The following is a 15,740-nucleotide window of genomic DNA, read 5'->3' on the forward strand; positions in this document are numbered from 1 at the left end:
GTGAAGGCGGCAGAAGGAGAACTAGAGCCACTCGCAAGAGAAGGTATGTTAGCCGATATGCCGGATGGCTGAAAAACAAGCTATGGTGAGAATGACACGCATGTCTGACGAACTGCCGAATGTACAGGTCTATAATAGGACCGCTAGGAAACTGGTGGGCTAGTAAATACTAGGTGAGCGGCGAAGAGTACAATATAAAAGATAGGAAACTCGCTATACTGAACTATGGCAGTATCGAACTCGCAGGCTTAAAGGCAGCACCTAAGGTTTTGAATGGATAGCTAGGCCACTAGGAACAAGGAAAGCAGGGGGCGTTGTCTCATGGTCTGCCAACCAAGACGGTTACTATAAGGGTTCTTATTCGAAATGTATTTACCCCTATGAGAGTAGGGGCACGACCAATGAAGCACCTGTAATGGGTTTGGAGGAACAGCCCCAAGTCTTATTAATTCAAATTCAATTTTCCAAAAGTGAACGACATCGATCGGGTAAGAACGTGGGAATATTACTCCGTTGGGAGGGATACCACAATGTCGGCGGTACGATACTGGGATTATTACGGCATGACCGGAATCTTTAGTGAACTGTATGGAAGAGCACAAAACAAGGAAATATTCACGAATCTCTACGATATGATCACTTCTAGGGAAAATATTCTTCTGGCCTACCGCACAGTTAAATCAAATAAAGGTTCCAAAACAGCAGGTACAGACGGCAGAACTATTGACGATATTAAAACGGCATCCGAAGAAGAATTAGTAGAGCTTATCACTGGGAAACTATTGAACTATCGTCCTAAGAAAGTGAGAAGAGTCTTCATCCCCAAACCAAACGGCAAACAAAGACCATTAGGTATTCCGAGTATAGTTGACCGAATCATCCAGCAATGCTTCAAACAGATACTTGAACCCATTGCTGAAGCCCAATTCTATAAACACAGCTACGGATTCAGACCGATGCGTACTACCCACCACGCTGTAGCCCGGGTACAACACCTTATTAATTTCAATCGTTTTCACTTTATTGTGGACATTGATATTAAAGGTTTCTTTGATAACGTTAACCATACCAGACTTATCAAACAACTATGGAATATGGGGATACAAGATCGCAAAGTTTTACGGATCATAGGAAAAATGCTTAAAGCCGAGATTGAAGGCGAAGGTATACCTGAAAAGGGAACACCACAAGGCGGGATATTATCGCCACTCCTGTCAAACATTGTTTTGCATGATCTGGATCAATGGGTATCGGGGCAATGGGATACGTTTCCTTCTAGACATAAATATGCACGGAATGATGGGAAGTGTGCAGCCCTAAAAAGGACCAATCTCAAGGAAGGGTACATTGTCCGTTACGCCGACGATTTTAAAATCCTTTGTAGAGACTGGAAAACTGCCCAAAAGTGGTTTCATGCCGTAAAGCTTTATCTATATGACCGTCTGAAACTAGAAATCTCACCGGAAAAATCGCAAATTGTAAACCTCAGAAGGCGAGCGTCCGAATTTCTTGGATTTACTATTCGTGCGATAACGAAAGGACCTAAGAGAGTTGCTCGTACGGGCCTAAGCGACAGGAAAAAACAGCAGATAAAGAAAGAAGCGAAAGTGCGTATCGTGAAAATACGTCAGTCACCTACTGCTCAAAATGCGCTCTTATTCAATAGTTACGTCCTGGGTATTCATAACTACTTTAGCCGAGCTACGCAAGTTAGCATCGAATTCTCACGACTTGCTCATGATCTACGCCGGTTCACCTTTAATCGTCTGAATTCAGTCGCGACTTACGAATATCCGTGTATCCCGCCACCAACCTACTCGAAATTTTATAGTAAGAATTATAAAACGTTTAGGATATGCGGAGTCTACCTTTTTCCACTTCCGGATATCAGATGGAAGATCAGCACAAATTTCGACCAGTCCATTAGTCCATTTACCGAAGAAGGAAGAAGGATCATCCACAAAGAGCTAAGTCCGGATATTCTCAGAGAAATTTCTAAACTCATGAAATCCAACATACATGGTCGCAGTGTGGAATATATGGATAATCGTATTAGTAGATACAGTATGAAGATGGGCAGATGCGAAGTTACAGGATTGTTCTTATACGCAGAGGAAGTCCATTGCCACCACTACCAGCAGATGAAAAATGGAGGGAGCGATAAATTCAGCAACCTCCGTATTTTACATCGTGATGTGCACAGGCTCATACATGCAACGACTGAAAAAACGATTGTTGAACTCAAAACCCGATTGGATTTATCATCTGAAATGATGAAATCATTAAACCTATATCGTAAAAAGTGCAACTTGGAACTTATTGATATATTGAATTAAGAAGATGGAACGCCGTGTGCGGTGAAAGTCGCAAGCACGGTGTGGAGGAGGGGAAAAGACGGAGATAATTTCAAAGTCTTACCTATTCCTATTGAGGTAATTTAGCAGCGCGATAATGAACATGCCGAACATGAACATCAGGGACAATGCTTGATAAACCTCCATTGGCGTCACCTCCCTCCCGGGAGATTAGCCGACCGCCCATATAAGCCTTTCTATTGCTTCAGCGATTATACCATGAATGGAAAAATTTGAATATACGAACAGTGCAGACTCTTACAATGGATTTCGCCGGAAGAGTGGGCTCAGGCTAATGAGAGATTTTAAGAGAGTGGTACAATAGGCAGAAGAAAGTATAATGAAAAAAGAGAGCCGTGCGGCAAACACGACTCTCGGAGCAGTATCCACTTTTAAGGGCGGTGGCTTCAAAGAGGTAAGGCAGTTAAAGAATAGACCGCTACCCTTCAGAAGGGCGGTCTATTTTTTTGTAGTAATTTTGAATACACAAACCAAATCCCTACCCAAGCTCAAAAGCAGGCTCCCCCACCTGCCTTTGGGCTTTTTTATCATGCCTCTAAAAACTCCCCTCTGGAAATTTATTCTTCCATCGTAATACTTCCGCCATGTTCGTTACCGCTCAGATCAGCGATGATAGAGCCTGTAGATAACGCTGAGCGCGTTCATCCTACATCCGGTTCTTATCCGGGCGGACGTAACGAGGCGGGGATCTCTGGTGATCCCGCAGTGCCGGCATGTATGTCACGGTATCCTGTACAGTCCGTTGCGGTAAGAGCAACCAAGGGGTTCGATTCCCCGATCGCCTTCACAGCGACGTTGGTTACACTACTCGATTTCCATCGAGCGATTATTGAAGCACAATCAGAGTAAAGAAACCAATGGACAGAATCCCTGGCGGCTGGTATAGCGCACTGCGGCAGGGCTTTGTAATCCGTGGATACCGACTGAAGGACTGCCCGGGAGGCAGTGGCCGGACCAAAGTGTACGCAGCCGCCTGAAAGCGGGGTGGCTCTGTACACCGGTAGTCCTCCCGGAACTCCCGGCAGACCGGCTGTCTCAAGCGTGATTCCGTCCGGGTCCGCAGCGGGATTCTGTCATCCATTGGTCAATCATGAAGGGGGTAGTACATACGATGTTGAAATCAATCACGATTCAAGCGGACCAGCGCGGTCTGCTCTTTCATAAGGGAAGTTATGTGAAGCGGCTGCTGCCGGGAACCTACCGTTATTTCTCCTGGTCGCAGCATACTGTGGCGGTGCTGGAACTTGCCAAGCCTTTTAGCGCCGGGGGCAAGGACCTGCAGCTGTTCTTACAGGATGATGAGCTCCTGCGGGAGCTGGAGGTGGTACGGGTACAGGATCATGAGCTGGTGCTGCACTATGAGGATGGCCAGTTCATGCAGTTGCTGAAGCCGGGGGTGTATGCGTATTGGAATCTGCTGCGGAAGCACACCTTCGTACGCACGGACATCCGTGTGCCGGAGCTGCCTGCCGGCATCGACCGCTCGATTATTGCGCGGCTGACACCGCACCTGCAGAGCTGCGAAATCGCCAGCCACGAGCTGGGGTTCCTGTTCTATGACCATACGCTTCAGCGGGAGCTGACGCCGGGGAAATATTATTTCTGGAAGGGACCGGTCTCGGTGCTGACCAAGAAGGTCGATCTCAGACAGCAGCAGATGGACCTGCTGGGACAGGAGATGATGACCGAAGATAAGGTTACGCTGCGCCTGAACTTCGTCTGCCAGTACCGGATCGTAAGTCCGCACCGCGTGCTGGAGATGAAGGATTTCGATGAGCAGATCCACATCCAGCTTCAGCTCCTGCTGCGGGAGTATGCCGGGACGCTGAGATTGGATGATCTGCTGAAGCGGAAGGAGGATGTGGCGACGTTCATTCTGGACCGTATCCGGGAGAAGGAAGAAGAGTTCGGGGTGCGCTTCCTCGGGGCGGGGGTGAAGGATGTAATACTGCCGGGAGACATGAAGGACATCCTGAATACGGTTCTACTCGCTGAGAAAAAAGCCCAGGCCAACCTGCTCACCCGCCGGGAAGAGACAGCCTCAACACGCAGCCTGCTGAACACGGCGAAGCTGATGGACGAGAACCAGACGCTATTCCGGCTCAAGGAGCTGGAATTCCTGGAGAAGATCTGTGACAAGATCGGCTCCATCTCGGTCACAGGCGGCGGCGATCTGCTGGAGCGGTTAAGCTCACTCATCGGCACGGCTAAATAGACAGCAATCGCCCTCCACACTGCTCAGCTTATGAGCTAGTGGAGGGCGATTCTTGGTTGAGGAGCTCCTTCATCTGTACGAGATTCCGCTTAATCTACTCCACCAGCCCCGTCAAATACCCGTAGTGCTCTGCTTCCATCTTGTCGAGAGGGATGAAGCGGATGGAGGCGCTGTTGATACAGTAGCGTTTGCCGCCGCGGTCCGCAGGACCATCGTCGAAGACATGACCCAGGTGGATATCGCCGGATTGGCTGCGCACCTCGGTGCGTTCCATGCCGAAGCTGGTATCCGTGTCGTAGGTGACTACCTCCGGGGCAATGGGTCTCGTGAAGCTGGGCCACCCGCAACCGGAATCGTATTTATCCTTGCTGGAGAAAAGCGGCTGGCCGGTGGCAATATCGACATACAGGCCAGGCTCGTAGTTATCCCAATAATCGTTGCTGAAGGCACGTTCTGTGTCATTATTGACGGCTACCGCATATTGGTCGGCGGTTAATTTCGCCTTGAGTTCTGCATCGGAGGGGCGCGGATATTGGGCGGGATCAATTACAACCGCTTGCTCATCCAGAATACTTAAGTCAATGTGGCAGTATCCGTTCGGGTTCTTCTCCAGGTAATCCTGATGATATTCCTCCGCCAGATAATAGTTCTTCAGCGGCAGGACTTCCGTTACGATCTTCTTGTCATACTTCGTCTGCTCCGCAGCTACGGCCTGCTGAATGATGGCTGCATCCTCCGGGGACGAATAGTAGATTCCTGTCCGGTATTGAACGCCTCTGTCATTGCCTTGCTTATTCAGGCTGGTCGGATCAACCACTTTGAAATAAGACTCCAGCAATTGCTGTAGCGTTACCTGCTTCGGATCATACTTCACATGCACAGTCTCCGCGAACCCCCGGTCCCCGCGAATGACATCTTCATAGGTTGGACTCTCTCCTTCCCCGTTGGCATAGCCAGAGGTGACATCCTGAACCCCTTGAATGCGGGACATATACGCTTCCACTCCCCAGAAGCAGCCGCCCGCCAGATACAGGTTCCGCAGATCCTTGTCAGGTATATTGGTGGTCGTGACTGCCGGAACCGGGGCAGCGGCTGAAGCGGACGTCATTCCCGCGAACGTGTCCTTAATCTGTTCATTGGAGGCATGGCCCGGGAGAGACTTCACCAGCAACCCCTCTTCATCGATATAAAAAGAGCTGGGATATGCCCGTACCTGAAACTCCTTAGCCCATGCCCCATCCTCATCCAGCAGCACGGTTAAGTTGCCGTAGGACTGCTTGTTGAACCATTCCGTAAATTCCTTGGCGGATTTCTCGCCTTTGTAGCCGGGGGTTACTATCGATACCACCTGGAAATCCTTCTCCTGGCCGGCCAGCGTGTTCAGTTCCTCCAGACCAGCCAGACAGATGGAGCACCAGGAGGCCCAATATTTCACATAGACCTTCTTGCCCTTCAGGTCCTCCAGCTTGAGTGAATCGCCCTTCAGATCGTTCAAGGCGAAGGCGGGTGCAGGCTTCCCCTTGCTCATGGCTGCGGCAGAGTCTGCCTTGCCTGCTCCCGCATCAGGCTTCGCGCCGCATGCGGCCAGGATCGACAGCAAGCCGCCAATCACCAGCATATATCCCATCCACTTCCATGTCTTCTTCATGCCTGATTCCTCCTCCCATTATTGAATCCAGCCGACAATCGTATTCAGCTGGTCGGTCATTAGCAGCAGTCCCATCCCGATAAGCATAAGCCCGGAGGCTATCTTGATGCCTCCCATGTATCTGTACAAGCGGCGAATCCGCTGCAGCAGATAGTCCGAGAAGACGGACATGATCAGGAAGGGAATCGCCAGACCCAGCGTATACAGGAACATGAGGAATCCTCCATAAGCAGGGGAGCCTTCCCCGGCCGCGATGCTGAGAATGCCCGCCAGTACAGGGCCGATGCAGGGCGTCCAGCCGAAGCTGAACGTCAGGCCGAGCAGGAAGGCTCCGATATAACCGCCTTTTGTCACACGATTGCTGGATAGTTTTTTTTCACGTTCCAGCCAGGGCAGCTTAATGAATCCCGTCTGATAAATCCCGAATAAGATAACGATGGCTCCGCAGATGGCAATGAACCTGGAGCTTGAAATGATATTGCCCAGGGCGCCTGAGCCGAAGCCGAGTAGAACGAAGACCACGGACAGTCCAAGAACAAACAGTAGAGTCCGCAGCATGAATACAGAACGGAAGCGGAAGGAGCCGGAGTCAGCCGCTCCCTGATTCGTACTGCCTGCTATGCCCCCGGACAAGTAGGACACATAGACCGGAAGCAGCGGCAGGATACATGGTGCGAAGAACGATAACAGCCCGGCACCAAATACACCGGACAAGAATACAAAATCACCAGCCAAATCAGTCACCACCTTGTGAGATACGGCTTACTGGACGCTGCGCCTATCGGCTGGTATACATTGGGATCGTAAACCAGAAGCAGCTCCCGGCGCCCTTGCTGCTGTCTACGCCAATCTCGCCGCCATGCAGCTCGACAATCGATTGGGCGATGGCGAGGCCGAGTCCGGCGCCGCCGCTATTTTTGCTGCGGGATTTATCGATCCGGTAGAACCGTTCGAAGATTCGTGAGGTCTCCGCAGCTTCGATTCCCTGGCCTTCATCTGTAACGGAGATTCGCAGGAACTGGCCTTCCTCGACGGCGGACAGCACGATATGGCCTTCTTCAGGGGAATGTTGAATCGCATTCTGCACAAGATTGGACAGCACCCGCTTGATCTGCGTGGGCATCATCAGGGCCGCAGGCAGCTTATCCGGCAGCTCAATCTCGACCTTCAGCCGCTTCTCCGCGAGATGGAACGAGAAGCTCTCCAGGGTACTGATCAGCAGCTCATCGGCATGGGATGGCTGCGGGTCGAAGCTCCCGCCGCTCGCTTCCAGACTGGATAGTTCAAATAAGTCATGGATCAGGCCCGCCAGCCGCTTCGTCTCCAGCCGGATCGTATTCAGATAACGCTGAAAAGTCACTTCGTCCTTAATCACATCATCCTCCAGCGCTTCAACGAACGATTGGATGGAGGCGAGAGGGGTCCGCAGATCGTGGGAGACATTGGCAATCAGCTCCCGGCGGGCGGATTCGGACTGGTGCAGATGGTCGAAGCTATCTTTTAACTTACTGCTCATTTCATTGAATTGCCGGGCCATCAGCTTGAACTCCTGCGGACCGATTAAGGGGACCTCGGTATGAAAATCCCCATCGGCAATCCGCACCGTCTGCTCGGTGATCCGGGCAATGGACTTCTCCACCGGCCGTGTCAGCAGATGCTGGAGAACGAAGGAGAACAAGCCGATCCCGGCCGTGATGCCGGACAGATAATAGAACTGATCAATCGTGAGCAGCATTTTGGAGTAGCTGACGAATAGACAGATCAGCAACACACCGATACCTGTGAGACTGGACAACAATAGATACGTACGCAGTTTCATTAGATGCCATCACCCGCAAACTTATAGCCTATGCCCCAGACCGTCTTGATATATTTCGGGTCGGAGGGCGTCTGTTCGATCTTCTCCCGCAATCTCCGGATATGGACGGTCACGGTGGTGGTATCCCCTTCATAGCTGAAATCCCACAGCTTGCTGAGAATCTGAGTCCGGGAAAAGGCCTGGCCGGGATGGCTCGCCAGCAGGTAGAGCATTTCGAACTCGGTAACGGTCAAGTCAATCGCCTGCCCGCTGATCTCCACCGTCCGCTTCGCAACGTCAATGGTAAGTCCTTCGTACTTGATCGTGTGTTCAGCGGCAGTAGCAGGCGAGACCTGCACAACCCGCATTCTGCGTAGAATCGCCCGCACCCGCAGTACCAGCTCTCTTGGACTGAAGGGCTTGGTCAGATAATCATCCGCCCCCATCGTCAGCCCCATCAGCCGGTCCTGTTCCTCCCCGCGCGCCGTCAGCATAATGATCGGAACATCTTCGGTCTGCCGGATCTCGTTGCATACTTCCCAGCCGTTCTTATGGGGCATCATCAGATCGAGCACAATCAGGCCCGGTGTCTGAGTGCGCCACAGCTCTAACGCCTCTAATCCGTCTTTGGCAGTCGACACAAGATACCCTTCCCGTTCCAGATACCTGCGGCATACATCGGTAATATTCGGATCATCATCAGCAACCAGCACCCGTTCATTCATCTTAACCCACCCCATATCCGGAAAATTACATATAACTCCATCATATCATATGGTGATGGTCCTGCTCAGTCCGTCTTATTTCATCGCCTTGGCAGGCTTCATATACATGGTCACTACGGTATCCGCCACATAAGTGCTGCCATCGTAAAGTGCCGGAGCCATGCTCAGGTTGATTGTTTTACCGTCGACCATCATTTTTTTCGACCCGATCATGACCTTAATCATCTTGCCCATCGGCTTCATGCCGTCATCCATCATCTTACTGTCGTCCATCATCTTGCCATCGTCCATCATCTTGCCGTCGTCCATCATCTTGCCGTCATCCATCATCTTGCCGTCATCCATCATCTTGCTGTCGTCCATCATCTTGCCGTCGTCCATCATCTTGCCATCGTCCATCATCTTGTCGTCATCCATCATCTTGTCCATGTACATTAGCGAGACGGAGCGGTCTTTACTGTTCCATTCGATGCTATAGCCATACATCTGCGCCGCCTGTCTCAGGTTCATCAGCTCCATGCCGTCTTTCTTCATCGTCTTGATGCCTGCCGCCGCACCGGCGATGCCGGACACCGCCAGAGAGAGAACCAATACTGCCGTCATCATGAACCGTTTGCCTGTTTTGCTGTTACCCATGCTAATCACGCTCCATTTCGTTTTAGTGGTTTACATGGAACAGCATAAGGGAGAGAGCTTACGATTCTCTAAGCGAAGTATTACGATTGTCTTACGAAGCCAGCAGAGCTTGTAGATCCGAACTGCCGCACTATAACCTTTCACTATAACCAGGTATCGTTTTTAAGTGTTACGTACCTCTATGCCCTCCATGCTAGAATTTATACACAAAGACAGAACAGTGGAACTAGAGGAGGGCTAACCATGTGTGACAGATTTCAGATCGTAGGCAGCCTGCTGCGTCCGGCGGAGCTATTAGAATATAAGCAGCAAATCGAACACCGGGACGATATCAAGTATCCTTTTTACGAGGACTTCCAGGGCTATGAGCAGTGTGAGGCGAAGGCGATTCAGTCGGTAGTCGAGCAGGCGAGCGAGAATGGGCTGAGCATTCTGACGGATGGGGAGTATTCCAAGTCGATGTGGCATCTGGACTTCGTCTGGGGCTTCCAGGGGATTGAGCGCTATATTGCACCTCACGGGTATTTCTTCAGAGATATTGACGGCACCTCCAAATACGAGACGCGAAAAGACATCGGTCTGCGCATCACAGGCGAGCTGGGCGGGAAGAATCACCACTTCCTTCAGGCGTACCGCCAGCTTCAGGAGCATGCCGGAGACCGGGAGACGAAGCTGTGCGTGCCTTCGCCGTCCCATATCTTCGGAGAGCTGTCCTGGTCGGATAACCTTGGCGGCGAGGGTGCAGTGTACCAGAACCGTGATGAGCTGAAGGCGGGTCTGGTGACGGCGTATAAGGATTTCGTAGGGGAATTCGCAGCCGCTGGCGGTAAGATTCTGCAATTCGACGACTGCCTCTGGGAGCTGTTCGCGGACGATAATCCGAATTCGCCCTTTACCGGCGAGAAAATCAACCATGAAGAAGTACAGAGTCTCGCCACAGAGTTCATCGATATTAATAACACCATTATTGATTACGGACATAGCCTGGGGCTGGAAATGTGGACCCATAACTGCCGCGGCAATTATGATTCCCGGAATATGGGCGGCGGCTCTTATGTGAAGATTGCCAACCTGTTCCTGAAGCAGCTGAAGTACGACCGCTTCTTCCTGGAGTGGGACGACGAACGCGCTGGCTCGCTGGAGGCACTTGCTGTGTTCAAGGATAGACCGGAGACGGAAATTGTACTTGGCTTGCTGTCTTCCAAAACCAGTACGCTTGACGATGAGACCCGTGTCCTCCGCATGCTGGATGAAGCGTCCACGATCATTCCGAAGGAGAGATTACTGCTCTCCCACCAATGCGGCTTCGCCTCTTGCGACGGCGGCAACGAATTAACGGAAGCGGAGCAATGGGCGAAGATCAGACAGGGGCAAGAGATTGCCCGGCAATATTGGGGTTAACTTCATTAATAGGTAGCAACTGTTCATAAAAGTAAGCCCGCATCTGACCACAGGATGCGGGCTTGTTGATTGTTTAGGTAACATTTATAGAGAAATCCTGCAAGAAATGCAACATTGCTGCCCATTTGAAGCGTCTTACGCTGAAATTCTGCACGAAATGCAACAAATTCAGGGCTAACTTGCTCTAAACACCGAAATTTGTGCAAATAATGCAACATTGTTACTTCAGCCAGCATCATGTATAGAGGAATCCTGCAAGAAATGCAACAATTCTCACTACAAGCGGTCAGTGAGAGAAGGCATCAGCAACCTTCACCCGTTAGGGTGATTTTGTAATGTTTCCGTCTATATGACCTGCTAGATACACACACTAATAGCAACCCATGTCGCATTTATCCGGCTGCAATGTCGCAAAAGTACATGGAAACAGAGGCAGCAGATCGGATATACTCGCTGTAACAAATATGATAATGAAAATCATTATCACACAATACATAACAGGGGGAGTCAGCGTGAACAGAGTAACACATAGAAAAGAGGCAGGCAGGAAGAAATCCGCCGCCCCAAAATTAGGACTATTCATGGTATGGATGCTGGCGCTGGTACTGGTTCTGACAGCTTGCGGATCTGGAGGGGGAGCTAATGCCGGCACAACCGCACAGCCGTCTGCGTCAGCGGAGCCGTCCCCGTCGTCTGAAGCGCAGGCTCAGGCATCACCGGAGGCACAGGCTACAGCAGCCTATCCGGTTACCTTCACACATATCAAGGGTGAATATACACTGACGGAGAAGCCGAAGGTGATTGCTGTGCTTGATGTGAAATTCGCCGATCAGCTGATCGCGCTTGGAGAGAAGCCGGCGGGCAGCGTGGTTGCCGGAACCAAGGACGAGTTCCCGGAATATTTGAGTGCTCAGATGGACGGTGTGAAGGTCCTGGGTACACGCGATGAGCCCAACCTGGAAGCGATAGTGGCATTGAACCCGGATCTGATCTTGATGACAGATTTTCAGGAAGAAGCTTATGAGAGTGTGAGTAAAATTGCGCCTACTATCGTCCTGGACTTCTATGAGGATTGGCGGGATACGCTGGCTACCATGGGTACCATAACAGGCAAGCAGGCAGAGGCTGAAGTGGTGAAGAAGGCCTATGAGGACAAAATCACCGGACTGCGTGAGCAGCTGTCGGCGAAACTGGGCGACGAGACGGTTGCGCTGATTCGTCCGAGACCGGAAGGGATTCGTGTACATGGTCCAGAGCACCGGACCGGAAGCATTTTGTATGAGGATCTGGGCTTAAAGGCTCCTGCCTTCGTTCAGGCGATTAAAGATGACACCTCGGTTGAAATATCGATGGAGACTGTTGGTGATATCGGGGCAGATCACTATTTCCTGCTCTCCGATGATCTATTCGCCAAAGAGGCAGAGGTTCTGGCAAGCAGTCCAATCTGGAAATCCCTAGATGCAGTCAAGAATAACCGTGCCTATGATGTGAATTCAACGCTCTGGATCGCGTATTATGGTCCCCTGGCGATCAATATTATTGTAGATCAGGCCTCGGAAGCGTTGCTTGAAGCTCATTAAGATGGACCGCTATAAGATGGACCGCTATCTATCGTCGGCCCCCTGGAGGGAACTGGCGGAGGATTACCGGATGAGGCTGGGTGGCCCGCCTGCGGGCTGCGTCCGCACCATCGCTCTGAGTGAGCTGCAAGACGAAGCCGCCTGCCGCGAATATGTCAGCTGGCTGAAGGATTATATCGGCGCGCCGGACATGCAGGTGGCGGCTTCCATGCTGGCCAAACGGATCGGCTATCTGTGGATCGCGCCAATATTGACCGCCATGACCTTTCATCATCGGGAAGTCTTCTTCCCGCTGGACAGAAGCTTCCTCTACCATCCGGCTTCTGCGCAAGATACGACCTTCCCTTTTCTGGCGCTGGACGGGATTCGGTCAGCCTCACCGCCGGGGGATAGGGGGGAGTGGCGCGAAGCTGTTGTTAAGGAGAATTTTGCGGTACGGCTTGCGCCGATACTGGAGACGCTTGCCACGGTTGGACCCGTCTCCATGGCCGTGCTGTGGGAGAATATTATGGTGCGCATTGCCCCGCTGTATGCGCCCGGAACAGACGAATCCGGCGAAGAAAGGCTGCGGATTCAAGAGGATTTTGCGTATCTGACCCGGATGGCCGCCGGTCCATTGTTCAGCGCAAGACGCAACCCGTTCACCCGGTTCACCGAGGGGAGTGACGAGGCTCCGGTTGCGAAGAGCAAGCGTATCACGTGCTGCTTTTACTACCGGATGTCCGGGGAATATTGCAGAAAGTGCCCGAAAATTGACAATGAGAATGAATCTCAATTAAAATGACAGCAGGTCTATCCGTTTAGCAAAGGATACTGTTGTCAGGAGATGAGAGAAATGCCGCAACAAGAACAGGCGAGTCTATGGAGTGATACGGCGGTCAAGATGCTTGATGTGCGCAGTGGTACTGTGCCGCCCGGCGGCGTGCTGAGCGAAACGGAACTGGCGGCAAATCAGCTGCTGCTGGCCATCGGCGGGCAGGGAGGGCTTGTGATGAATGGTGAAGGCAGCCATGTCCAGGCCTCTTTTGCTTGTCATGCTGCCAAGGGATCAGCCTATACTCTGAGTGCGGGATCAGACAACATTCATTATACAGCTATTAGCTACAAGGCCATTCCTGTTGCGGGAGCCGCCCATGTGCTCTTCCCGCAGCACAATCACCCGCTGCGGACTTCGTTTGTCCATCATTCTGCGCCCCCGGCGGAGCTGCATATGACAGCGGAGAGAATTGCAGCAATATGGAGCCTGGGAGAAGGGCTGGAACGCTTCCATGCCAATGCGCTGCTGCAAGGTATGCTCTACGAGCTTATTATGGAGCATGAACGTGGTCAGGGCGGCAGAGAGCCGGATATGGTGGAGGTTGTTGCCGCCTATATCGCGGGGCATTATCGTCAGGAGCTGGGGCTTAAGGAGCTGGCCGCACTGGCCGGATGCGGCGTGCGGCAGCTTCAGCGGCGGTTCAAGCAGGAGAAGCGGCTCGGCCCGATGGAATACGTGATTCAGCTGCGGATGGAGAGCGCGGAGCGCATGCTGCGTTATACGGATGCTTCCATCGGCGAGATCGCTGAGCGGACAGGCTACCGCGACATGTATTATTTCAGCAGGGCGTTCAAGAAGCATTATGGAGTCCCTCCTCAGCTCTACAGGCGTACTGCCGCTTCAGATCCGGGTACGCTTATCGTTCCTCCGGGACGATCAGAGCGCTTGGCCTCCCTGAACGGTTCACCACGAGGTCCGGTAATCCATCATCTGCGAGGCGAATATTGTGTCACCGCTGCTCCGCAGCGGATCGCTGTGCTTGACGTCCAGTATGCTGACCATTTGCATGCGCTGGGGATATCCCCCGCAGGAAGCGTAGGCTTCGGAAGCGGGGCGCTGAATTTCCCGCCGTATTTCCAGGAGAGGTTAATGGCAACGGAAATGCTCGGCACCTATGAGCACCCGGATCTGCCGGCGGTTGAACGGCTGCAGCCGGATCTGATTATCTGCACCGAGGTTCATGCTCCGCATTATGAACGCTTAAGAAGGGTAGCGCCAACGATCATGTTCAAACGTAATGAGAGCTGGCAGACGATTCTGCGCCTGTTCGGCGAACTGACCGGCAAGCAGGAGGAGGCAGAGCATATTATTGCCGATTATCTGCGCCGTACGGCATTGCTGTCCGCAGAGCTTGCTCCGGTCCTCGCGGGTAAAAGCGTGGCGCTGATCCGTCCGCGCGAGTCCATCGTCCGGGTACATACGGCTTCTCACCGCACAGGCGCTGTGCTGTACCGCGACCTTGGTCTGCCTGCTCCGCGATTTGTAGCGGAACCCGCCTCCGACACGGCCTATCATATCTCCGTGGACAGACTTCCTGCTGTGCATGCCAATTACTACTTTTTGCTTAGCAATGAAAGGATGCAGGAGGGAATATCGATAACAGAGCACAGTGTGAGGGGCATGCTGGGTGCAGATCAGCGGCAGCTTATCTACCCGGTAGATGCTGCTACCTGGATCGGCTGTTACGGACCGACTGGCATCAACTGCATTCTGGATCAGGTGGCCCAGGCCTTACTGGCTTGAGCGGACTAGCGGCAGACGGAACCCATGCCAACCAGTCTATTGGTACGAAGCCGCTCACATCTCCCGATCATACTTGAACCGGTAATAGATGCCGTATCCAATCGTGAACAGGTATCCGAATACCAGTAACAGCACCACGGTTAGCTCAATCTCCATCAAGGCGAAGGCCAGCATCAAGACTCCGAAGACAAATACCATCATGTCATAGGCCTTCGCCTTCGCCCGGGTTGCAATGGCTACATTGCGCTCATCGTTCTTGTTAATCTCAACCTGCTTGGCTGCGGCAGGGTTACTCTTCATCGCTTGCCGGCTCATGAGCTCTCCCATGCCACTTCCGAACATGCCGGAAGCAAGCCCGATACAGACATAGGGCAGTGTCCGCATTAACCCCTCCGGGTCTGAATTGGTTCTAATAAGGTACAGACTGCCAGCCAGCAGGACTACACCTGCAATAACCAGAAGATAAGCCGAGATGGATTTCTTCATGAATTCTCTTCCTCCTCATAAATAAAAATCTCCTCAATGCTCAGCCCGAAATAACGGGCGATCTTGAACGCCAGCAGGATGGACGGATTGTAGCGGCCGTTCTCCAGTGAACCAATCGTCTGCCTGGACACCTCAAGCGCCGCTGCTAATTCTTCCTGCCTGATTCCGCGCTGCTTGCGTAATTCTTCCAAACGGTTGTTCATGGAATCCCTCTCTTTATGGAAAGTTAACTTTACATAAGGAGTGTACTGCATGTTGCATTGAATGTAAAGCTTACTTTCCATTTTGGAGTGGGAGAACTTCTTCACTCCACCTA

The 15,740-nt window shown here is 52.0% G+C and carries 16 protein-coding genes; 7 read left to right on the top strand and 9 right to left on the bottom strand.

All coding sequences use genetic code 11. The features are described from left to right. Positions 1 to 530: 530 nt before the first annotated feature. Positions 531 to 2,336 carry a group II intron reverse transcriptase/maturase gene (ltrA, locus tag NST04_RS26330; protein WP_341184092.1) on the top strand — a complete coding sequence of 602 codons (1,806 nt, stop codon included), beginning with the start codon at positions 531 to 533 and terminating at the stop codon, positions 2,334 to 2,336. Between the two features lie 78 nt (positions 2,337 to 2,414). On the opposite strand, the gene NST04_RS26335 is transcribed toward ltrA, so the two are convergent. Further along, positions 2,415 to 2,501: a putative holin-like toxin gene (locus NST04_RS26335; protein ID WP_282705064.1), complete on the bottom strand. Its 87-nt coding sequence runs from the start codon at positions 2,499 to 2,501 to the stop codon at positions 2,415 to 2,417. A 193-nt stretch (positions 2,502 to 2,694) separates the two neighbouring features. Between NST04_RS26335 and NST04_RS26340 the strand changes: the two genes are divergently transcribed. Further along, complete coding sequence (locus NST04_RS26340) at positions 2,695 to 2,949, top strand: hypothetical protein (protein WP_341186919.1); 255 nt, start codon at positions 2,695 to 2,697, stop codon at positions 2,947 to 2,949. A 537-nt stretch (positions 2,950 to 3,486) separates the two neighbouring features. Continuing rightward, complete coding sequence (locus NST04_RS26345; RefSeq protein WP_341186920.1) at positions 3,487 to 4,590, top strand: slipin family protein; 1,104 nt, start codon at positions 3,487 to 3,489, stop codon at positions 4,588 to 4,590. Positions 4,591 to 4,684: 94 nt separating this feature from the next. Here NST04_RS26345 and msrAB read toward each other — a convergent pair whose 3' ends face one another. From msrAB to NST04_RS26370, 5 genes are all read right to left on the bottom strand, one after another. Beyond that, positions 4,685 to 6,238 (bottom strand): bifunctional peptide-methionine (S)-S-oxide reductase MsrA/peptide-methionine (R)-S-oxide reductase MsrB, encoded by a 1,554-nt coding sequence (gene msrAB, locus NST04_RS26350; RefSeq protein WP_341186921.1) that lies wholly within the window; start codon positions 6,236 to 6,238, stop codon positions 4,685 to 4,687. A gap of 18 nt (positions 6,239 to 6,256) precedes the next feature. Continuing rightward, positions 6,257 to 6,982, bottom strand: coding sequence for a cytochrome c biogenesis CcdA family protein (locus NST04_RS26355; RefSeq protein WP_445667969.1), 726 nt, complete (start codon positions 6,980 to 6,982; stop codon positions 6,257 to 6,259). A gap of 34 nt (positions 6,983 to 7,016) precedes the next feature. Continuing rightward, positions 7,017 to 8,057, bottom strand: coding sequence for a sensor histidine kinase (locus NST04_RS26360; protein WP_341186923.1), 1,041 nt, complete (start codon positions 8,055 to 8,057; stop codon positions 7,017 to 7,019). Next, on the bottom strand, positions 8,057 to 8,761 hold the full coding sequence (locus NST04_RS26365) for a response regulator transcription factor (protein ID WP_341186924.1): 705 nt from the start codon (positions 8,759 to 8,761) through the stop codon (positions 8,057 to 8,059). The genes NST04_RS26360 and NST04_RS26365 overlap by 1 nt, the downstream gene beginning before the upstream one ends. Positions 8,762 to 8,836: 75 nt before the next feature. Beyond that, on the bottom strand, positions 8,837 to 9,397 hold the full coding sequence (locus tag NST04_RS26370; RefSeq protein WP_341186925.1) for a stalk domain-containing protein: 561 nt from the start codon (positions 9,395 to 9,397) through the stop codon (positions 8,837 to 8,839). 243 nt (positions 9,398 to 9,640) lie between these two features. On the opposite strand from NST04_RS26370, the gene NST04_RS26375 reads away from it, so the two are divergent. Then, positions 9,641 to 10,798 carry a 5-methyltetrahydropteroyltriglutamate--homocysteine methyltransferase gene (locus tag NST04_RS26375; protein WP_341186926.1) on the top strand — a complete coding sequence of 386 codons (1,158 nt, stop codon included), beginning with the start codon at positions 9,641 to 9,643 and terminating at the stop codon, positions 10,796 to 10,798. Positions 10,799 to 10,821: 23 nt separating this feature from the next. On the opposite strand, the gene NST04_RS26380 is transcribed toward NST04_RS26375, so the two are convergent. Beyond that, positions 10,822 to 11,037: a hypothetical protein gene (locus tag NST04_RS26380; protein ID WP_341186927.1), complete on the bottom strand. Its 216-nt coding sequence runs from the start codon at positions 11,035 to 11,037 to the stop codon at positions 10,822 to 10,824. Between the two features lie 273 nt (positions 11,038 to 11,310). On the opposite strand from NST04_RS26380, the gene NST04_RS26385 reads away from it, so the two are divergent. From NST04_RS26385 to NST04_RS26395, 3 genes are read left to right on the top strand one after another with little or no spacing between them, the layout of a single operon-like run. Further along, positions 11,311 to 12,378, top strand: a complete 1,068-nt coding sequence (locus tag NST04_RS26385; RefSeq protein ID WP_341186928.1) for an ABC transporter substrate-binding protein — start codon at positions 11,311 to 11,313, stop codon at positions 12,376 to 12,378. After that, entirely contained in the window at positions 12,365 to 13,162 is a 798-nt protein-coding gene (locus NST04_RS26390) for a (2Fe-2S)-binding protein (protein ID WP_341186929.1), read from the top strand. Before NST04_RS26385 ends, NST04_RS26390 begins: the two co-directional genes overlap by 14 nt. Positions 13,163 to 13,213: 51 nt before the next feature. Next, positions 13,214 to 14,938: a helix-turn-helix domain-containing protein gene (locus NST04_RS26395; RefSeq protein WP_341186930.1), complete on the top strand. Its 1,725-nt coding sequence runs from the start codon at positions 13,214 to 13,216 to the stop codon at positions 14,936 to 14,938. 54 nt (positions 14,939 to 14,992) lie between these two features. Here the strand turns inward: NST04_RS26395 and NST04_RS26400 are convergent, their stop codons facing one another. Continuing rightward, entirely contained in the window at positions 14,993 to 15,424 is a 432-nt protein-coding gene (locus NST04_RS26400; RefSeq protein WP_341186931.1) for a hypothetical protein, read from the bottom strand. Continuing rightward, positions 15,421 to 15,627 (bottom strand): helix-turn-helix transcriptional regulator, encoded by a 207-nt coding sequence (locus NST04_RS26405; protein ID WP_036693024.1) that lies wholly within the window; start codon positions 15,625 to 15,627, stop codon positions 15,421 to 15,423. Before NST04_RS26405 ends, NST04_RS26400 begins: the two co-directional genes overlap by 4 nt. Between the last annotated feature and the right edge of the window lie 113 nt (positions 15,628 to 15,740).

The organism is Paenibacillus sp. FSL H7-0756 (assembly GCF_038006765.1).
Classification (GTDB): domain Bacteria; phylum Bacillota; class Bacilli; order Paenibacillales; family Paenibacillaceae; genus Paenibacillus_AQ.